We start from the raw sequence: 20023 nt of genomic DNA on the forward strand, positions 1-20023 counted from the left end.
CACAACCGCCGGAGAAGCCTATGAATGCGCCGTCGCCAGAAGCTTCGCCGCAAGCCTCTACAGCGCACTCATCCAAGCCAGCCAGCAATACGCCCTTTGGGTTCAGCTCAAAGACGAGGCTTGAAGCGAAATCACCCCAGGCCATGAGAGCGCCGCCGGTTGCGCGCTCCCGCCATTGCCCTTAGAGACTGTCCCCTTCGATCAACGCTCAGGCGGGTTTTTCGTCCGCGTGGCCGGCATTCTTCTTGGAGACAATGATGGGCGAAGTTCGCGTGATTTGCGCCATCGGACAGCGGGGACAACTCGGCCTCAACGGCGCCCTGCCCTGGGAGGGCAATCCCGGCCGTGAGTATAGGGCCGACGTCGCGCGATTTTTCGAGCTGACCAAGGGCCATGTGCTGATCGCGGGCCCATGCACGATCGGCTCTTTTCCCGACTGGGCGCGACCCGGACGGACGCTCGTCGTGGTGCGGTCGACCGACGATCCAAAGTCGGTTCTGGAGCGCTTCAGCGACCGGCTCGTTTTCATCGGAGGGGGACCGCCCGTGTGGCGGGCGTATGCGCCCTTTGTCCAGCATTGGGACGTGACGAGGCTCCCTTATGATGGCGAGGCCGATCGCTATTTCGATCCCGCCTGGCTGACTGCGGCCGCATCGCGGGCTGACTAGTCAGAGGTCGCCGCCGACGAATCTGTAGCCGATCGAGGGCTCGGTCTGGATGACGCGGGGATTGGCGGGATCGGCTTCGATCTTGCCCCGCAGCTGGCCGATGAAAACGCGCAGATATTGCGTGTCCTCGACGTGCGCCGGACCCCACACCGAGCCGAGCAGCTGGCGATGAGTGACGACGCGTCCGGCGTGACGCACGAGAATGGCGAGGAGGTCATATTCGGTCGGCGTCAGCCGCACCGGCTCGCCATTTCGGGTGACGATGCGCCTCAGCGTGTCGACCTTGAGCCCGTCCACTTCGACGTGCAAGCTTTCGCCGGCGTCATGGGCCTTATGGCGAAGCGCGGCGCGGATGCGGGCGATGAGTTCGCCGACGCCAAAAGGCTTTTCGACGTAATCGTCGGCGCCGAGATCGAGCGCCGCGATCTTTTCGCTCTCGCGGTCGCGCGCCGACAGGACGATGATCGGCGCCTGAGACCAGGCGCGAACCTCCTTGATGATCTCCTTGCCGTCCATGTCAGGCAGGCCAAGATCGAGGATGATCACGTCAGGCGCGGAGACGGCGATCGCCTTCAGCGCCTTTGCTCCCGTATCGGCGCTCAGAACTTCATAGCCCGCGGCCTTCAGCGCGGGCATCAGAAACCTTTGGATCTGCGGCTCGTCGTCGACGACGAGAATGCGATCGAGGTTCACGGCGGGCTCCTTTCGCCGACATTGGCGTCGGCGGCGGGCAGGCGAATGACGATGCGCGTCCCGCGCTTGCGAACAGCCGGGCTCTCCGCCTTGATCGAGCCGCCCATGGCTTCGATAAAGCCGCGGCTGATCGAAAGTCCGAGCCCTGTCCCGGCGACGCGGCCATCCACCTTGCCGCGGCGAACGAATTTGTCGAAGATTCTCTCAAGATCGGCCGGGGGCACTCCTTTGCCGAGATCCGTGACGCTGATCACGACATCGCCCCCGTCGCGCCGGGCGAATATCGAGGTCGGCGCATCGGCGCCGCCATATTTATTAGCGTTGTCGATCAGATTGAACAGCACCTGTTGCAGCAGCGCCCCGTCTCCCCGCACGAGAGGCAGATCAAGGGCGAGGCTAACCTCGATCGCGCGTTCGGGAAAGGCCTTTCGGCCGCGATCGGCCGCCGCCCGGATCACATCGCAGACATCGACCCAGTCGCGCTTCGGCCTGAGCGCGCCGCCTTCGAGACGGGTCATGTCCAAAAGATTGGAGACGAAGCGCGAAAGGCGCCCCGCTTCTTCCTCGATTGAGGCGAGAAGATCATCGTGGCTGGCGGCGCTCATTTTTTCGCCAAGCTGGCGCAAGGTGGTGACGGCGCCGATGATCGAGGACAGGGGCGTGCGCAGATCATGCGAGAGCGAGGACAAAAGCGCGGAATTCAGCTTCTCGCTCTGCTTCAGCGCCGCCGTTTTGGCGCTCTCCCGCGTCAACAGGGCGCGGTCGAGCGCAATCGCGGTCTGATCGAGCAAAGCGGCGAGTTCGCGCTCCTCTCCCGCCTCGAGCGGCGGCGTCGCCTTGCCTTGCCGGAAGCCGCAGACGCCAATGACGCCGCGCGGCGTCAAAAGGGGGCGGAACTGGAACGCGAGATTCGGCAGCGTTCCGCTGCCGCGGCCGGCGGGCTCCGCTTTGTCCAGCGCCCAGCGCGCCGCCGTCATTTCCGTGCCGTCGAGCGTGACGTCCGGCGGCCAGCTGAGCTTGACCTGAAGCTCGCCGTCCTCCGGCAAGAGCAGCACGACGTCGGCCTTCAGCGCGTTGCGCAAATGCGAGGCGCTCGCCCAGAGAACGTCGTCGAGCTTGACCGCGCCCGAAAGTTTTCGCGAAAATTCGTAGAGCGCCTGCGTGCTGGCGGAGCGCTTGCGCACGGTCTCCGCCTGGTCGTGGATGCGTCCGGCGAGTCCGCCGGCGAGAACGGCGACGATCAGGAAAAGGATGAGCGCGAAAAATTCATGCGGCTCGGCTATCGTCAAGGTATAGACCGGCGGAATGAAAAAGAAATTATAGGCGAAGAAAGAGAGAGCGGCCGCGCTGATGGCGTACCAGCGCCCGAAATAGATGGCGCAAAGCAGGACGGCCATCATGAACAGCATCGAAACATTGGGCAGTTTGACGATCAGCTGAAGACCGAGCCCGATCAGAACCGCGCCGGCGACAGAGCCGGCGGTGGCGAGCGCGGCGATCGAGCCGAACTTGAAGGCCGGCAGGCGCCACCGTGGCGCGCTGCTTGGCTCAACCTCCTCATCGGCGATGATATGCACGCCAATATCGCTCGCCTGACGCATGATGGCGTCGCTGAGGCATTTGCCGCGCAGGTGCGACCACCAGCCGGCGGCCGATCGGCCAAGCACGATCTGCGTGACGTTCTCGCGCCGCGCGATGCGCAAGATCTCAGTGGCGAAGTCAGACGCGCTGACGCGCATGGTCTCCGCGCCAAGCCGCTCGGCGAGGCGCAAGGTCTCGTCGATGCGGGCGTTATCGGCGCGGGGATTGAGCTCTTCGCCCGCGCGTTCGAGATGCACCGCGGTCCAGGGCGCATTGAGCCCGTCGGCGAGCCGGCTCGCGGCGCGCACCAGCTTTTCCGATGAGCTTTGAGGACCGACGCAGACGAGCAGGCGCTCGGCGGTCGCCCAAGGGCCTTCGATGACGTTCTGGCGCAGGAAGTCGACCATCTGGTCGTCGACGCGGTCCGCCGTGCGGCGCAGCGCCAGTTCGCGCAGGGCGGTGAGCGTTCCCGGCTTGAAGAAGCCGTCGATCGCGCGGCGCGCATTGTCCGGCACATAAACCTTGCCGTCCTTGAGGCGCTGGATCAGTTCCGCCGGCGTGATGTCGACGACGATGACTTCGTCGGCGAGCTTCAGCACGCTGTCCGGCACGGTTTCGCGCACGGCGACGCCGGTGATGCGGGCGACGACGTCGGAGAGGCCTTCAAGATGCTGGATGTTCATCGCCGTCCAGACGTCGATGCCGGCGCGGATCAGCTCCTCGACGTCCTGGTAGCGCTTCGGATGACGGCTTTCGGGCGCGTTGGTGTGCGCCAGCTCGTCGACGATGATAATGCCGGGTTTGCGCGCCAGCGCCGCGTCAATGTCGAATTCCTCGATCGTCTGGCCCCGATAGGGGACAGTGCGGCGCGGCAGGACCTCGAGCCCTTCGAGCAGTCCCGCCGTTTCGGCGCGGCCATGGGTCTCGACAAGGCCGACGACGATGTCGGAGGCGGCCTTGAGGCTCTGCGCGCGGGCCAGCATGGCGAAGGTCTTGCCGACGCCGGGCGCGGCGCCGAGAAAGACGGTGAGCTTGCCCCGCGCCTCCTTGCTCGCCAGCGCCAGAAGCGCATCGGGGTCGGGCCGCTGCTTTTCACCCTTGCGTTCAGAGCCCGCCATTTCCCAATCCAGCTTTGCGCCATCTCCAGGCTGATCCCGGCGACGTTGCGATCAGCGGCGCGCGTCAGGATCAGCCCAATTTTTGCTAGCTGCCCTTCATGCCGTCGAGCGCCAGATTCAGCTCCAGAACATTGACGCGCGGCTCGCCGATAACGCCAAGGAGGCGCCCTGATGTGGTGGCGTCGACGAGCGCGGCGACCTTGGCTTCCGGCAGGTTACGCGCCTTGGCGACGCGCGCAACCTGCGCTTTCGCATAGGCCGGCGAAATATCGGGATCAAGGCCGGAGCCGGACGTCGTCACCGCATCGGCCGGGATGGGGCCGGCAAGACCCTGGCCGCGCAGTGTTTCTATATCGGCCTTGACGCGGTCGATCAGCTTGGCCGAGGTCGGGCCAAGGTTTGAGCCAGAGGAGTTATCGGCGTTATAGGGCGCGTCGATCGTCTTCGTCGAATCATTCGGGTCGGCTGCGCTGGTCGCCGATGGGCGGCTATGGAAATAGACGTCTTTCGTAAAGTTTTGCCCGATGAGGCTCGATCCGACGATGACGTCGCCGTTTTTGACAAGGCTGCCATTGGCGGTGCCGGGAAGGGCGATCGCTGCGAAGCCTGTGAGAGCGAAGGGATAAATGACGCCGGTCAGGACCGTGAACAGCGCCAGCATGACAAGGGCCGGTCGAAGATGTTGCAACATTTGTCTCTCCTTTAAGGATGGCGATCCCAAACGCGGCCAACCATCCTGTGTAGTCCGTTTATTCAGAGCATGACGATCGTCGTGATCTAGAGCGCTTTCCGATCGAATGGGGTCATTCGATCGATCAGAAATCGCTCCAGATTCAAAAGCTTGAGCATATTCTTGCCGATCAGATCGAACCGATCTAATCGGAATATGCTCTAGGCCAGATGCGCCGCCGAGACGATGAGATCTATCAGTTTGATGCCCATGAAGGGCGCGATGAGGCCGCCGACGCCGTAGACCAGGAGATTGCGGCGCAGCAGCGCGGCGGCGCCGACGGGCTTATATTCGACGCCCTTGAGCGCCAGCGGAATCAGGGCGACGATGATCAGCGCGTTGAAGATCACCGCCGAGAGAATCGCCGACTTCGGCGAGGCGAGATGCATGATGTTGAGGGCGCTGAGCTCCGGATAGGTCGCAACGAACAGGGCAGGCAGAATGGCGAAATATTTGGCGACGTCGTTCGCGACCGAAAAGGTCGTCAGCGATCCGCGCGTCATCAGAAGCTGCTTGCCGATGCCGACGATCTCGATGAGCTTCGTCGGATTGCTGTCGAGATCGACCATATTGCCGGCCTCGCGCGCCGCCTGCGTGCCGGTCTGCATGGCGACGCCAACGTCGGCCTGGGCGAGAGCCGGCGCGTCATTGGCGCCGTCGCCGCACATGGCGATGAGCCGGCCGCCCGTCTGCTCCTTGCGGATATAGGCGAGCTTGTCCTCTGGCGTCGCCTCGGCGATGAAATCATCGACGCCCGCCTCCGAGGCAATGGCCGCGGCGGTGATCGGATTATCGCCCGTCACCATCACGGTGCGGATGCCCATGGCGCGTAGTTCGGCGAAGCGCTCCTTGATGTCGGGCTTCACGACGTCCTTCAGATGAATGACGCCGAGCAGGATGCCGTTTTCGCTGACGCCGAGCGGCGTGCCGCCGGAGCGCGCGATCTTGTCGACCGCCTGGCGGAAAGCGAATGGCGGGGCATCCGTGCTGATTCCGGCGAGCTTCAAGATCGCGTCGACCGCGCCCTTGCGGATCGAGCGGCCGTCGAGATCAATGCCGGAGAGCCGGGTCTGCGCCGAGAAGGGGATGATCTTCGCGGGCCTCAAGGAAAGGTCCGGCTCCGCGACGCCATATTCCGTCTTGGCGAGGGCGACGATCGAGCGTCCTTCCGGCGTCTCGTCGGCAAGGCTTGCGAGCAGAATGGCTTCCGCCATGCGGCCGTCGTCGACGCCGGGAACGGTGAAGAATTCCGTCGCGAGGCGATTGCCATAGGTGATGGTGCCGGTCTTGTCGAGGAGAAGCGTGTCGACGTCGCCGGCGGCCTCCACCGCGCGGCCCGAAGTTGCGACGACATTGAAGCGGATCAGCCTGTCCATGCCGGCGATGCCGATCGCCGACAGAAGGCCGCCGATCGTCGTCGGGATCAGCGTGACGAGCAGCGCGACGAGCACGACGACCGAAAGCGCCGTCGCCGAATAATTGGCAAGGCCCCAGAGCGTGACGACTGCGATCAGGAAGATGAGCGTAAGCCCGGAGAGCAGGATCGACAGGGCGAGCTCATTCGGCGTTTTCTGGCGTTCGGCGCCCTCGACGAGAGCGATCATGCGGTCGATGAAGGAAGAGCCCGGCTCGCTTGTGATCTTCACCTTGATCCAGTCGGACAGCACCATCGTGCCGCCGGTCACGGCGGAGCGGTCGCCGCCGGATTCGCGAATAACCGGCGCCGATTCGCCGGTGATGGCGCTTTCATTGACGGAGGCGAGGCCCTCGACGATCGTGCCGTCGCCGGGGATCAGCTCGCCGGCCTCGACGACGACAATGTCGCCGAGCTTCAGCTGCGTCGCCGGGACGCTCTTGTAGGCCTGGATCGGGGAAGCGGCCGAGGGCAGCCGCTTGGCGACGAGATCCGACTTCGTGCGACGCAGGCTTTCCGCCTGCGCCTTGCCGCGCCCTTCCGCCACCGCCTCGGCGAAGGTCGCAAACAGCACGGTGAACCAAAGCCATGCGGCGATCTGCCCGGAGAAGAAGGGATCGTCGACATGAAGGACAAGATCCTTGATCCAAAGCACCGTCACCAGCGCGGCGACGGCTTCGGTGACGAAGATCACGGGATTGCGCAGCAATTGGCGCGGATCGAGCTTGATGAAGGCGTCTTTGAGCGCGGCCGCGAGGAGCGGCGCGTTGAACAATGACGTTGAACGGGTTTCAGTGGACATAGCGAAATTCCTTTAAGGCGCATCTCGAACCACGAGAGCTTGAGTATCGCGATCATCCTTTGAGGCGCCGCTTGCGCGGCTCCTCAGGATGAGGGGCCGCCTCGGGTTAAAAGGTCTTGCCGGCGAGCATCAGCACATGTTCGACGATTGGTCCCAGCGCCAGGGCCGGGAAATATTGCAGGCCGCCGACGATCAAGATGACGCCGACGAGAAGGCCGACGAACAGGACCGCGTCGGTCGGGAATGTGCCGGCGGACTCAGGCACTTTGACCTTGGCCGCCAGCGATCCGGCAATCGCCATCACGGGAACGACATAGCCGAACCGGCCTGCCATCATGGCGATCCCGAGAGTCGTGTTGAACCAGGGCGTGTTGGCGTTGAGGCCGGCGAAGGCTGAACCGTTGTTGCCGACGGCTGACGAGTAGGCGTAGAGGATTTCGGTGAGGCCATGGGGCCCCGCATTGGCGAGGCTCGCGAGCGCTACCGGCAGCATCGCCGAGATGGCGGTGAAGGAGAGGATCGCGAGCGGCAGGATCAGCACCGCGAGCATGGCGAATTTCATTTCGCGCGTCTCGATCTTCTTGCCGAGAAATTCCGGCGTGCGGCCGACCATGAGACCGGCGATGAAGACGGTGAGGATGGCGAAGACGAGAATGCCGTAAAGCCCCGACCCGACGCCGCCCGGCAGCACTTCGCCGAGCTGGATGAGGAACAGGGGCGCAAGGCCGCCGAGCGGGGTCAGCGAGGCGTGCATGGCGTTGACGGCGCCGCAGGAAAGTCCTGTCGTCACGGCGACGAACAGCGCCGTCATGGCCTGCCCGAAGCGCATTTCCTTGCCTTCGAGATTGCCCGCCGAAGGATCGACTCCGAGCGCCGTCAGAAGCGGATTGCCATAGGTCTCCGCCGCATAGACGAGGACGACGCCGGCGATCAGCAAGACGCCCATGGCGGCGAGCAGAGCGTAGCCTTGACGGGCCTTTCCGACCATCTGGCCAAAGGCGATGACCAGCGCCGAGGAGATCGCCAGCATGCTGAAGATTTGCAGGAAGTTCGAAAGCGCGTTGGGGTTCTCGAATGGGTGCGCGGAATTGACGTTGAGGAATCCGCCGCCGTTGGTGCCGAGCTGCTTGATCGCTTCCTGGCTCGCCATCGGACCCATGGCGAGGGTCTGTTTGGCGCCTTCGAGAGTTGTGGCGTCGACCGCGCCGGTCAAGGTTTGCGGCACGCCGAGCGCGAGAAAACAAAGCGCGACGACGATCGCCAGCGGCAGCAGAACGTAAAGCGTCGTGCGCGTCAGATCGACCCAGAAATTGCCGAGCGTTGCAACGCCCGACCGGGCGAAGGCGCGGGTTAGGGCGAGGGCGAGAGCGATGCCGGTGGCGGCCGAGAGGAAATTATGAACCGTGAGGCCGACCATCTGGCTGAAGTTGCTCATGGTCGTCTCGCCGCCATAGGCCTGCCAGTTGGTGTTGGTGAGAAAGCTCACCGCCGTGTTGAAGGCGAGATCGGGGGTGAGATTGTCGAAGTTCTGCGGATTTAGCGGCAGATAGACCTGCAGGCGCAAAATCGCGTAGAGGGAGGCGAAACCCGCGGCGCTGAAAATCAGCATCGCGAAGGTATAGGCGAGCCAGCCTTGCTCCTTTGTCGGATCGACGCCGGCGGCTTTGTAAAAGACGCGCTCGAGCGGGCCGAGCACGGGAGACAGAAACGTTTTATCGCCGGAAAAGACGTGGGCCATATAGAGCCCGAGCGGCTTCAGCGAGATGAGCAGAACGGCGATGAGAAGGCCGATCTGAAGCCAGCCATTGAGGGACATATTGTAAAACTCCGGACTTGCGGGGGCGCCATAACGCCATTGGCTGATCGTGAGCGTCGCTCAGTTCGGCCTTTAGAAGCGCTCCGGCTTCAGAAGCGTGATGAGCAGATAGACGCCGAGCGCAACCGCGACGGCGAGGCCAAGGAGCGGCTCGAACATGAAGCCCTCCATCAGATGCGGTTGAGAGCGCGCGCGTAGACGCACAGCAATGCGATGGAGCCGAAGCCCAAAGCGAGGAAGATGACGTCGAACATGAAAAACCTCCATCCATTCGGCGCGCCGTCCGGCTGCGCCAATTCAAAGGATCACGAGGCAACATGGCGCTCGACGCCTCAAGAGTCGATCGGGAAGGCGCGCGCCGAGTCTAAGGATCTCGTAAAGATCGGCGTGGGTGCGTTTGATCCCCGAGCGCTCTATTGATCTCTCTCCAACGAAGGAGCTTGCCATGCCAAAATCGTCCAAAACCTTGCCCACGGCGCTGATCGTCGGCGCCTCGCGCGGCCTTGGCTTCGCGATCGCGCAGACCTACCTCGAGCGTGGCTGGCGCGTGATCGCCACCGTGCGCGGAAAGGCGCGCACGGCGTTGCATGATCTGGCGGCGAAGGCCGAAGGCCTGCTTGAAGTCGAAACCCTGGACATCGCCGTTCCGGCCGAGGTCGCCGCGCTGCGCAAGCGGCTGGCCGGGCGAAGGCTCGATCTTTTGTTCGTCAACGCCGGGGTGCTCGATGAGCCGGTCAAAACCATCGCGGACATATCGACGGAGGAATTCAACCGCATCATGGTGACGAACGCCCTCAGCCCGCTTCGCGTCATCGAGGCGCTGGAGGAATTGGTCCCGCCAGCCGGAACGATCGGCGTCATGTCGTCTGGGCTTGGCAGCGTCGCCAATAATACGAATGGAGGCTATGAAACCTACCGCGCCAGCAAGGCGGCGCTGAACACGCTGATGCGGTCTTTCGCCGCCCGACATGCGCGCGATCCGCGCGCGCTTTTGATCATGGATCCGGGCTGGGTGCGCACCGACATGGGCGGCCCTGACGCTCAATTGAGCGTCGAGGAGAGCATTCCGAGCCTCGTCGACGTCATCACCGCGCAATCCGGCAAGAAGGGCTTGCAATATCTCGATTATCGCGGCCGGACCGTCGCGTGGTGAGCGCTCCAGGTCGATCCTCGCCTATCGATCTGCCCATCGAAACATGTTAACGATCGATCGGCTCTAAGGAGCAAAAGTGCTTGCGCTTCGGCCGTCGGCGATTTCTCAACGTGAAACGGAGACTTCGATGAGTGATTCCTCGCCCATACATGCTCTCAGGGCCAATCTTGAAGCCGCGCGCCTTCAGGCTGTGGAAGAATTGGCGGCAAAAGGCGCGTCGCTTAGCCCCGATGGACTGCAAAAACTTGCGAGCCTGCAATTGGCTTTGACGGCCGTTCGCGAAGAAATCGAGGCGCATGATGTCAAGATCGGCGGCGGCGGCGAAGTGCCCCTGAAATAGCAAGGGACCCGGGCCGAGGACTTGGGAGCGCGGTAGCCTGAAGCGGCCGCGCTTTTTTCATGAGGCTTTGATTGTTGTCAGGCGCGCAGGCCCGCCGCGGTGAGGATGGCGCGAAGGATCAGAGCCACGATTGCGAGCGCGCCGACGCTCAGCGCCCAGATAAGGACGAACCAGCCGACGCGGCGAAGCCAGCCTTTGCCGCTTGCCCGCGGCTCAATGATAGCCATCTCCGACTTTCACCTTGCCGCGGAACACATAGTACGACCATGCCGTGTAGGTGAGGATGATCGGCACGATGAACAAGGCGCCGACAAGGGCGAAGCCGAGGCTTTGCGGCGGCCCGGCGGCGGCCCTGATCGAGACATCGGGCGGAATGATGTTCGGCCACATGCTGATGCCGAGCCCGCTATAGCCGAGGAAAAGAAGCGCCAGCGCGAGAAGAAATGGCGTCGAATGAGTCTCGCGCTTCAGGAAATGCAGAATGCCAAGGCTCGCCGCCAGCACGAGAATGGGGACGGGCGAGAAAAAGATGAGGTTCGGAAATGTGAACCAGCGCGCCGCCACATCGGCGTGGGTGAGCGGCGTCCAGATGCTGACGACGACGATCACGCCGAGCAGCGTCAGCGTGATCGGCCGGGCGAGTTCGATCATGCGCCGCTGAAGGTCTCCTTCGGTCTTCATGATCAGCCAGGTGCTGCCAAGCAGTGCATAAGCGACTAGTAGTCCAAGGCCGGTAAACAGGCTGAATGGCGTCAGCCAGTCGAAGGCGCCGCCGATGTAGGACGGCCCTTCGACCTTGAATCCGTTGATGACGGCGCCAAGCGCGACGCCCTGGAAGAAGGTCGCGATATAGGAGCCCCACGCAAAGGCGTGGTCCCAGAACCATTTGTGCTCTTCATCCGCCTTGAAGCGGAACTCGAAGGCGACGCCGCGCCAGATCAGCCCAGCGAGCATCAGAACGAGCGGCAGATAAAGCGCGCTGAGCAGGAAGGAATAGGCGAGCGGAAAGGCGGCGAGAAGGCCGGCGCCGCCGAGCACGAGCCAGGTTTCATTGCCGTCCCAGACGGGGGCGACGGTGTTCACCATGCAATCGCGATCGTTCCTGTCCTTGACGAAGGGGAACAGGATGCCGATGCCGAGGTCGAAGCCGTCCATGACGACATACATCATGAGGCCGAAGGCGATGATGACCGCCCAGATGATCGGAAGATCAATTCCCATGCGAGATCTCCTGGAGCAAAGTCAATACGCGGCGGACGTCATGGGGATGCGTCCGGCGCGGCAGAAAAGGGGCGCGAGGGACGCGCATTCAGTGGCGTGTCGGCGCTGAGATCGATCGCGGGAGCGGGACTTTCCGGGCCGAGATCCTGCGGGCCGGCGGCGACGAGTCTCAGCATGTAGAAAAGGCCGGTGCCGAAGACGATGAAATACATCACGATGAAGACGCCAAGCGTCAGGCTCAGCGCCAGCACGGAATGGTTCGAGACGCCGTCCCTGGTGTGCATGACGCCATAGACGACCCAGGGTTGCCGTCCGATCTCCGTCGTCAGCCAGCCGGCGAGAATGGCGAGGATGCCGCTTGGACCCATCAACACCGCAAAGCGCAGAAACCATCGCGTGTCGTAGAGATCGCCCTTGATGCGAAGCCAGAGACTCGCAAGGCCAAGCAGCAGCATCAGCACGCCAAGGCCGACCATGATGCGGAAAGTCCAGAACACGACGGTCGAATCGGGCCGGTCTTCGGCGGGAAAATCGGCGAGACCGCGAAACTGATCGTCCCACGTATGGGTGAGGATGAGGCTTCCAAGATGAGGAATTTCGAGCGCATATTTGGTCGTCTCGGACTTCATGTCCGGCCAGCCAAAGAGAATCAGCGGCACGGCCTCGCCAGGCTTGTTGCGCCAATGGCCCTCAATCGCGGCGATCTTCGCGGGCTGATATTTCAGCGTGTTGAGCCCATGCTGATCGCCGGCCTCGATCTGGATCGGCGCCACGATCAGCGCCATCCACATCGCCATCGACAGCATTTTTCGCACGCGAGCGGTGTCGTTGCCCTTCAACAGGTGCCAGGCGCCCGCCGCGCCGACGAACAGCGCCGTCGCGAGGTAGGCCGCGATCGTCATGTGGACGAGGCGATAGGGGAAGGACGGATTGAAGATGACGTCCAGCCAGTCGGTCGGAACGACGCGGCCGGCCTCGATGACGAAGCCTTGCGGCGTCTGCATCCAGCTGTTCGACGCCAAAATCCAGGTCGCCGAGACGAGCGTGCCGGCGGCCACCATCAGGGTCGCGAAAAAATGCAGGCCCGGACCCACCTTGTTCCAGCCAAAGAGCGCGACGCCCAGAAAGCCGGCTTCGAGAAAGAAGGCGGTCAGCACCTCATAGGCGAGAAGGGGACCCGTGACGCCGCCCGCGAAAGCAGAAAAATAGCTCCAGTTGGTGCCGAACTGATAGGCCATGACGAGCCCTGAGACGACGCCCATGGCGAAGTTCACAGCGAAGATTTTAGACCAGAAGTGATAGAGATCGCGGTAGACGCGGTCTTTCTTCCAGAGCCACAGCCCTTCGAGAACGGCGAGATAGCTGGCGAGGCCGATGGTGATCGCTGGGAAGATGATGTGAAAGGAAACCGTGAAGCCGAACTGGATCCGAGCAAGATCGAGGGCGTCTAGGCCAAGCATTGCAGATCTCTTTCGTTCATGCGCCGCCGCGCGCCGCCGTCTATTTGCTGGAGCGCCAACCTGCGCCGCGAATTTTGGGACGAAGTAGACGCCGATTTCGTGAACAAAATGCGAAAGGGCGACAAAATAGAGCCATGTTCCGATTCCGCGAATCGGACGATGCTTTGCGCATCTACTGTAACCGAGTTTCGCGCCATTGTATCGGCGCAGAGTTGGAAAATAGTCGCCCCTCGACGGGCGGTGACCCTTTCGAGCATGTTTTTGCCGTAGAATTCAATTCAAAATCCCGTTTCGGCTGTTTTGAGGACGCGGCTTGAAGTCGCGGCCCGGCGCTTGCGCGGCTCAGGGGTTTGATTTTGTCCGATCTCGTGGCGATGAGCGCGCGAAAAAGCCGCGATCCTTCCGGCAGCGGGTTCAAATCTTAAGTCGATCGGGTGGTTGTCTTTGCGGCGATGTCATGATCCTGATCGATGATCTGCGCCATAGAAGGCGGCGACAAACCTTGTGAAATCCGGGAAGCTTATGAACACCATCGCCCTCGATCTCGACGATACGCTGGTCGACACCATCGCCACCTTGCTCGACTGGATCGAGGAGGCGCGCGGCTATCGCGTCGACGAAGCGCGGCTTGCGACCTATCAGCTTGGCGCCGACGAAAAGCAGACGGCCGAGATCGTCGATGCGTTCTATGACGCGGCGGCGCATCATAAAATCAACGCCATAACCGGCGCCGCCGAGGGCTGCCGGACTTTGAAGGAGGCAGGGTTCAACCTCGTCGTCGTGACCGCGCGCAAGCTTGAGGCGGCGCCGGTGACGAATGCATTAGTGGACCGGCTTTTTCCCGGCGTTTTCGCGGATGTTCATTCCGTCGGGCATCACCCGGACAAGGTGAAGGCGCTGCGCGCCGCCGGGGCAAAGCTGCTGATCGATGATAATGCGCGCCAGATCCGGCGCGCGGCGGACGCCGGCATTCCGACAATCCTCTTTGGCAGCCTGCCCTGGAATCGCGATGTCGCCTGGCCCCGTCGCGCGCGCGACTGGGTCGACCTCGTCGCCATGTCAGGGGCGTTTTGACGCCTTATGTGATCGCGCCGGCGCGAAATCGGAGATTGACAGCGCGCGGCTTTGTCAGATTTTTAGCTGCGGCCTCGGTCCCGCCGTCGGCGCGGCCGCGCGCCCTTCTCCGCGGCCGGTGAAATGAACGCCATCATTACATCTTTCTCGAACTCTCTCTCTAAGCCCTGGCGTTGGTTGACCGCCGCGATGCTCTCCCGCCGGGTGGAGCTTCGCCTCGCGGTTCGGGTTACGGTCGCGACACTGTTGACCTATGCGTTGTCGCTGCTGCTGCATGTTCCGCAGGTTCTGTGGACGGTGCTCACGGCTGTCGTGATGTCGCAGCTCAGTCTCGGCAAGTCGCTGAAAACCACGGTCGATTACTTCATCGGCACGCTTGGCGGCGCCGTCTATAGCGGGCTCATCGCCGCCTTCACGCCGCATGATGCAGAACTCGAATTTATGACCGTGCTCGCCGTCTCGATCGGGCCGCTGGCTTTTCTGGCGGCGGTCAAGCCGCAATTCAGCGCCGCGCCATTTACCGCGGTGATGGTTCTCCTCGCGCCGACGATCACGCATGTCCCGCCGCTCGAGTCGGCTTTTTTTCGGGTCATCGAAGTGGCGCTCGGCGGCGCCGTCGCGCTTTTTGTCTCATTTTTTGTGCTGCCCTCCCGCGCCCATCATTTAGGCATCGAGGCCGCGGCCAATATGCTCCGGCTCATGGCGGGCGCGCTGCGCCGATTGCTCGCCGGCTGCGCCGAGCCGCTCGACGTCGCGACGGTCGGTAAGATCCAGGGCGATATCGGACCGGCCATGTCGCGGCTCGAAATCATCGCCGATGAGGCGCGGCGCGAGCGCGTGGCCTATTTTTCGTCGGAGCCCGATCTGAAGCCTCTGCTGCGCCTGCTGCTGCGCGTGCGTCATGACCTCGTCATTATCGGACGCGCGGCCGTTGCGCCGCTCCCCGATGGCTTTCGCGCAAGGCTGGCGCCCTCCATCGCGCGCATCGCCGAAAGCGCCGCGCGATTCCTTGAAGAGAGCGGCGACGCTTTGCTGAGGCGTCCGGCCCCCTCGCTCGTCGAATTTGAGGCGGCCCTCAACGCCTATGAGGCCGAGATCGCCGCCTTGCGTCAGGAAGGATTGACGCGAAGCCTGCCCATCGAGGCTCTGGAGCGTTTGTTCGGCCTCGCCTTCGCATTGGAGCAACTGCATCAGGACCTGAAGGAGCTGGCGCGATGGTCGGCGGATTTCGCGCAGGCCCAGGCGAGACGATGACCCGCCACGGGCCTCGCGCCCTCCGGTCGGACTGAAGGCGCATCAACCGACCGTGAAGCGGCGCGGCTGGCGCACGGGGCGGGGATTGGTTAAGCTGGACGCGCTGTCGCGCTCGGGCGGATTATGCCGCCAGGGCCCAGCGGGTCGGGCTCGCGCTTCTGCGCGCGGCGCGAGTTGGGGCGACGAGATCTCCTCGAACCCTTCCAATCCTTTGTTTCTTCACGCTCCGGAGACAGGTTCATGACCGTGTCATTCTTTCTCAACGACAAAGAGATCGCGCTCGACGCCGATCCAAACATGCCGCTGTTGTGGGCGATCCGCGAAGTCGCTGGCCTGCATGGCACGAAATTCGGCTGCGGCATGGCCCAATGCGGCGCCTGTACCGTGCAGATCGAGGGTCAGGCGCAGCGCTCCTGCGTGACGCCGCTCGAATCCGTGAAAGGCCAGCATGTGCGCACCATAGAGGGGCTCGAAAGCAAGCAGGCCAAAGCCGTGCAAGCGGCCTGGGTCGATCTGCAGGTGCCGCAGTGCGGCTATTGCCAGTCAGGCCAGATCATGTCCGCGACGGCTTTGCTCGAGCAGAACGCCAAGCCGACCGACGCCGACATTAACGACGCGATGCGCGGCAATATCTGCCGGTGCTCGACCTATGTTCGCATCAGGGCCGCGATCCACGCCGCCGCTCACGCGCTGGAGGGCTGAGCCCATGAACGCCATCACAGATGATTTGGCCTCGATGAACCGGCGCGGCGTGCTGAAAGGCGCGGCCTGGACCGGGCTCATCATCGCCTTCAACGTTGCTCTGCCGCAACGGCGCGCCTTCGCGGCGGCTGGATCCGCCGCCGAATTTGCGCCCAACGCTTTCTTGCGCATAGCCCCCGACAACAGCGTCACCGTCATCTCGAAGCATGTCGAATTGGGGCAAGGCGTCTATACCGGGCTCGCCACCATCCTCGCCGAAGAGCTCGGCGCCGACTGGAGCCAGATCAAGGTGGAGAGCGCGCCCGCGGACACGAAGCTCTACGCCAATCTCGCCTTCAAGATGCAAGGCACCGGCGGCAGCACCGCGATCGCTAATTCCTGGATGCAATTGCGTGAGGCGGGCGCTACGGCGCGCGCGATGCTGATCGCCGCCGCCGCCGCTGAATGGGGCGTCCCGGCCGGACAGATAAGCGTCGAGCGCGGCGTCGTCCGCCACGGCCCGAGCAAGCGTGAGGCGTCCTTCGGCGCTCTCGCGGCGCATGCGGCGAATGTTCCGGCGCCGGAGAAGGTCGCGCTGAAGAACCCCAAAGACTTCACGTTGATCGGGACCAGGCTCGCGCGCGTCGACGTGCCGCCGAAAACCAACGGCACGGCGCAATTCACGATCGACGTCGCTATGCCGGGAATGCTGGTGGCGCTCATTAAACGGCCGCCGCTTTTTGGCGCGCGCGTCGCCTCGTTCGATGCGGCTTCGGCCAAAGCCATCCCGGGCGTCGTCGAAGTTCTCGAAGTGCCGGCGGGCGTCGCCGTTGTCGGCAAGAGCTTTTGGGCGGCAAAGCAAGGCCGCGACGCACTGAAGATCGCCTGGGATGACGCCAAAGCGGAAAAGCGCGGCTCCGCGGAGATCCTCGCCGAATATCGCGCGCTGGCGGAACGGCCGGGTAAGCCCGCGCGCGCCGAGGGCGATGCCGGCGGAGCCCTCAAGCACGCGGCGAAGACGGTCGCCGCGACCTTCGAGTTTCCCTATCTCGCCCATGCGCCAATGGAGACGCTCGACGCCGTCGTGCAACTCGGGGCGAATGGCTGCGAGATCTGGGCCGGCGACCAGTTCCAGACGATCGACCAGATGAATGCCGCGGGCGTCGCGGGCCTCAAGCCGGAGGACGTCAAGATCAATACGCTGTTCGCCGGGGGAAGCTTCGGCCGGCGCGCCAACGCCGCGTCCGATTACATCGTCGAAGCGGTTTCGGTCGCCAAGGCGCTCGGCGCGAATGGGGTTCCGGTCAAGCTCCAATGGACGCGCGAGGACGACATCCAGGGCGGCCGCTACCGGCCAGCCTATGTGCATAAGCTCGAAGCCGCGCTCGACAAGAGCGGCGAACTCGTGGGCTGGCGGCACCGCATCGTCGGCCAGTCGATCATGGCGGGCACGCCTTTTGAGGCCTTCATGGTCAAGGACGGCGTTGACGGAACCTCGGTCGAAGGCGCCGCCAATCTGCCCTATGCGATCCCCAATCTGTCGGTCGAACTGACGACTACAAAGACCGGCGTGCCGGTGCTTTGGTGGCGCGTCGTCGGCAGTTCGCACACGGCTTACGCGGTCGAGGCGTTCATCGACGAGGTGGCCGCCGCCGCGGGAAAAGATCCCTTCGCCTTCCGGCAGGCGCTGCTCAGCCACAGCCCGCGCCACAAGGCGGTTCTCGAACTCGCCGCGAAGGCGGCCGGCTGGGGCGATCCGCTGCCGAAGGGCAGGGGCCGCGGCATCGCCGTCGCCGTCGCCTTCGGCACCTATGTCGCGCAGGTCGCGGAAGTGACGGTGGCGGACGGAAAGGTCAAGGTCGATCGCGTCGTCTGCGCCGTCGATTGCGGCGTGCCGGTCAATCCCGACATCATCGCCGCGCAAATGGAGGGCGGCATCGGCTTTGGCCTCGGGGCGGCGCTGTATGGAGCGATCACCCTGAAGGATGGCGCCGTCGAGCAGAGCAACTTCGACGGCTATCAGGTGCTGCGCATCGACGCCATGCCGAAGGTCGAGGTGCATATCGTCCCCTCCGCTGAAGCGCCGACGGGCGTCGGTGAACCGGGCGTTGCGCCGATCGGTCCCGCCGTCGCCAACGCCGTTTTCGCGGCGACCGGCAAGCGCATCCGCGTTCTGCCGTTCGGAGACCTTGGCTCGGCCTGATCGTCGAGATCGCCTGCGGGCCGCCTTATGCGGCTCGCAGAGGGCATGATCCACTGAACAGGATCATGCGTCAAAATAACGGGATAAGGAGCGTGATCGGCTGCATTTTGGAGCCATCATGCTCCAGCCGCCCTCATCGCGACGACGCCTCAGCCATCGCCGCGACAAGTTCATCCTGGCGGAAGGGCTTGGCGAGGCGCGGCAGAGCCTCGCCACCCATAGCAGGCAGCGGAAGCTCGGCGTAGCCGCTCGCCAGCAGAATGGGAACGTCGGGATATTTTTCGCGGACCGAGCGCGCGAGCTCCAGTCCCGTCATGCCGGGCATCGCGTAATCGGTGATGATGAGATCGGGCGAAGCTCCTGACTGCAGGATGCGCAGCGCCTCGGCGCCCGAATGCGCCACGATGACCGAATGGCCGAGATCCTCGAGGATCGACGCGGTTCCGGCGCTGACCAGAACGTCGTCGTCCACCAGCAAGACCGTGCAAGGCGCAAGCCGCAATTCGGGAGCCTTGCGCCCGTCTCCGCCAAAGCGTCTTTGCGTGCCGGGCTCAGCCTGCGGCAGCCAGAGGTCGACTGTCGTGCCGACCCCCACCTCGCTCGAGATCTCGATGGCGCCCCCGGACTGCGCCGCGAGGCCCTGAACCATCGAGAGGCCAAGGCCTGTTCCTTTGGTCGGCCCCTTGGTCGTAAAGAACGGGTCCGCCGCTTTTACGAGCGTCTCCGTATCCATGCCAAAGCCGGCATCGATGACGCTGATGCGGACATAAACCCCAGGGCTCATGCCTTTGCGCGCATTCTGAGCCGTGATGACTTCATTGGACGCGGCGATCATGATGGCGCCGCCGGAGGGCATCGCGTCGCGCGCATTGACCACGAGATTTAATAAAGCCAGCTCGAGCTGGTTGCCGTCGACCCTCGCCAGTTTGAGGTCCGGCGGCAGGCGCTTTTCGATCTGTACGCCGGGCCCCAACGCCCGCGTCAAAAGCTCCTCCATGCCGTGAATGAGCTGCGCGACATCGACGGCTTCCGGCTTCAGCTCCTGCCGCCGGGAGAAGGCAAGCAGACGCTGCGTCAGAGCCGCGCCGCGCTCGGCGCCTTGCATAGCGGTGTCGACGAGGCGTTTCATGCGCGCATCGTCAGGCAGCCTCTTCTTCAGAAGTTCGAGGCTTCCCATCACGGCGGTGAGCAGATTGTTGAAATCATGCGCGACGCCGCCCGTGAGCTGCCCGATGGCGTCCATCTTCTGCGCCTCGAACAATTGCGCCAGCGCCCGCTCACGTTCATGCGTCCGCTCCTCGATGCGCTGCTCGAGGTCCTGATTGAGCCGTTTCAATTGCGCCGTCGAACGCTCGAGCGCGGCCGTGCGCTCCGCGACCCGTGCTTCGAGTTCTGCGTTCAGCCGCTCGAGCTGCCGCGTCTTTTGATGCAGTTCGGCGAAGACTTTGACCTTTGCGCGCAAGACCTCCGGAATGACGGGCACCGGCACATAGTCGACGGCGCCGGCCTCATAGCCGCGCAAAAGGTCCGGATCGGCAATCTGCACCGCCGACACGAAAATAATGGCGACGCGCTGAAACCTTGGATGTTCGCGGATCATGGCGGCGAGCTCGAAGCCGTTGAGTTCGGGCATGCACACGTCGATCAGAATCACCGCGATATCGGTCTTGAGAAGATGCTCGAACGCCTCCCGGGCTGAACCCGCCTTCACCAGATTCTCGTCGAGCTCGCCGAGGATCGCCTCATAGCTCAGAAGCTTTCCCGGCTGGTCGTCGACGAGAAGAATATTCACTTTTTCCTTGGCGTCCATCGCGC

At 63.5% G+C, this 20023-nt stretch carries 18 protein-coding genes; 7 read left to right on the forward strand and 11 right to left on the reverse strand.

What is annotated here, in order from left to right; all coding sequences use genetic code 11:
* Nucleotides 1-257: 257 nt before the first annotated feature.
* Entirely contained in the window at nt 258-668 is a 411-nt protein-coding gene (locus tag MPC4_RS00005; RefSeq protein WP_174510716.1) for a dihydrofolate reductase, read from the forward strand.
* On the opposite strand, the gene MPC4_RS00010 is transcribed toward MPC4_RS00005, so the two are convergent.
* The 7 genes from MPC4_RS00010 to MPC4_RS21440 all read right to left on the reverse strand — a co-directional run bounded on the left by MPC4_RS00010 (nt 669) and on the right by MPC4_RS21440 (nt 9118).
* The gene (locus MPC4_RS00010; RefSeq protein ID WP_174510717.1) at nt 669-1361 is read right to left on the reverse strand and encodes a response regulator; all 693 of its coding nucleotides are present in this window, start codon (nt 1359-1361) and stop codon (nt 669-671) included.
* The gene (locus tag MPC4_RS00015; protein ID WP_174510718.1) at nt 1358-4060 is read right to left on the reverse strand and encodes a sensor histidine kinase; all 2703 of its coding nucleotides are present in this window, start codon (nt 4058-4060) and stop codon (nt 1358-1360) included. Before MPC4_RS00015 ends, MPC4_RS00010 begins: the two co-directional genes overlap by 4 nt.
* Nucleotides 4061-4145: 85 nt before the next feature.
* Nucleotides 4146-4751: a potassium-transporting ATPase subunit KdpC gene (gene kdpC / locus MPC4_RS00020; protein ID WP_174510719.1), complete on the reverse strand. Its 606-nt coding sequence runs from the start codon at nt 4749-4751 to the stop codon at nt 4146-4148.
* 200 nt (nt 4752-4951) lie between these two features.
* On the reverse strand, nt 4952-7006 hold the full coding sequence (gene kdpB, locus MPC4_RS00025; protein ID WP_174510720.1) for a potassium-transporting ATPase subunit KdpB: 2055 nt from the start codon (nt 7004-7006) through the stop codon (nt 4952-4954).
* A gap of 106 nt (nt 7007-7112) precedes the next feature.
* A complete protein-coding gene (gene kdpA / locus MPC4_RS00030) occupies nt 7113-8822 on the reverse strand; it encodes a potassium-transporting ATPase subunit KdpA (protein WP_174510721.1) in 1710 nt (569 codons plus the stop codon).
* Between the two features lie 72 nt (nt 8823-8894).
* Nucleotides 8895-8993 carry a K(+)-transporting ATPase subunit F gene (gene kdpF / locus MPC4_RS00035; RefSeq protein ID WP_197731985.1) on the reverse strand — a complete coding sequence of 33 codons (99 nt, stop codon included), beginning with the start codon at nt 8991-8993 and terminating at the stop codon, nt 8895-8897.
* The gene (locus tag MPC4_RS21440) at nt 8993-9118 is read right to left on the reverse strand and encodes a hypothetical protein (protein WP_280178172.1); all 126 of its coding nucleotides are present in this window, start codon (nt 9116-9118) and stop codon (nt 8993-8995) included. The genes kdpF and MPC4_RS21440 overlap by 1 nt, the downstream gene beginning before the upstream one ends.
* A 149-nt stretch (nt 9119-9267) precedes the next feature.
* Here MPC4_RS21440 and MPC4_RS00040 point away from each other — a divergent pair, with 149 nt between their 5' ends.
* On the forward strand, nt 9268-9975 hold the full coding sequence (locus MPC4_RS00040) for an SDR family NAD(P)-dependent oxidoreductase (RefSeq protein WP_174510722.1): 708 nt from the start codon (nt 9268-9270) through the stop codon (nt 9973-9975).
* A 127-nt stretch (nt 9976-10102) separates the two neighbouring features.
* The gene (locus MPC4_RS00045) at nt 10103-10315 is read left to right on the forward strand and encodes a hypothetical protein (RefSeq protein WP_174510723.1); all 213 of its coding nucleotides are present in this window, start codon (nt 10103-10105) and stop codon (nt 10313-10315) included.
* A 77-nt stretch (nt 10316-10392) separates the two neighbouring features.
* Here the strand turns inward: MPC4_RS00045 and MPC4_RS00050 are convergent, their stop codons facing one another.
* From MPC4_RS00050 to MPC4_RS00060, 3 genes are read right to left on the reverse strand one after another with little or no spacing between them, the layout of a single operon-like run.
* On the reverse strand, nt 10393-10542 hold the full coding sequence (locus MPC4_RS00050) for a DUF2474 domain-containing protein (RefSeq protein WP_174510724.1): 150 nt from the start codon (nt 10540-10542) through the stop codon (nt 10393-10395).
* Nucleotides 10529-11536: a cytochrome d ubiquinol oxidase subunit II gene (gene cydB / locus MPC4_RS00055; RefSeq protein WP_174510725.1), complete on the reverse strand. Its 1008-nt coding sequence runs from the start codon at nt 11534-11536 to the stop codon at nt 10529-10531. The genes MPC4_RS00050 and cydB overlap by 14 nt, the downstream gene beginning before the upstream one ends.
* Nucleotides 11537-11574: 38 nt before the next feature.
* Nucleotides 11575-12996 carry a cytochrome ubiquinol oxidase subunit I gene (locus MPC4_RS00060; protein ID WP_174510726.1) on the reverse strand — a complete coding sequence of 474 codons (1422 nt, stop codon included), beginning with the start codon at nt 12994-12996 and terminating at the stop codon, nt 11575-11577.
* 522 nt (nt 12997-13518) lie between these two features.
* Between MPC4_RS00060 and MPC4_RS00065 the strand changes: the two genes are divergently transcribed.
* The 4 genes from MPC4_RS00065 (at nt 13519) to MPC4_RS00080 (ending at nt 18208) form a co-directional block, all read left to right on the forward strand.
* Nucleotides 13519-14070: a 5' nucleotidase, NT5C type gene (locus MPC4_RS00065; protein WP_174510727.1), complete on the forward strand. Its 552-nt coding sequence runs from the start codon at nt 13519-13521 to the stop codon at nt 14068-14070.
* A 123-nt stretch (nt 14071-14193) separates the two neighbouring features.
* Nucleotides 14194-15324 (forward strand): FUSC family protein, encoded by a 1131-nt coding sequence (locus MPC4_RS00070; RefSeq protein WP_244628763.1) that lies wholly within the window; start codon nt 14194-14196, stop codon nt 15322-15324.
* 240 nt (nt 15325-15564) lie between these two features.
* Complete coding sequence (locus MPC4_RS00075) at nt 15565-16026, forward strand: (2Fe-2S)-binding protein (protein WP_134490146.1); 462 nt, start codon at nt 15565-15567, stop codon at nt 16024-16026.
* 4 nt (nt 16027-16030) lie between these two features.
* Nucleotides 16031-18208, forward strand: a complete 2178-nt coding sequence (locus MPC4_RS00080) for a xanthine dehydrogenase family protein molybdopterin-binding subunit (RefSeq protein WP_174510728.1) — start codon at nt 16031-16033, stop codon at nt 18206-18208.
* 133 nt (nt 18209-18341) lie between these two features.
* Here the strand turns inward: MPC4_RS00080 and MPC4_RS00085 are convergent, their stop codons facing one another.
* The gene (locus MPC4_RS00085; RefSeq protein WP_174510729.1) at nt 18342-20018 is read right to left on the reverse strand and encodes a response regulator; all 1677 of its coding nucleotides are present in this window, start codon (nt 20016-20018) and stop codon (nt 18342-18344) included.
* Between the last annotated feature and the right edge of the window lie 5 nt (nt 20019-20023).

It is taken from the genome of Methylocella tundrae (genome assembly GCF_901905185.1).
In the GTDB taxonomy this organism is placed as follows: domain Bacteria; phylum Pseudomonadota; class Alphaproteobacteria; order Rhizobiales; family Beijerinckiaceae; genus Methylocapsa; species Methylocapsa tundrae.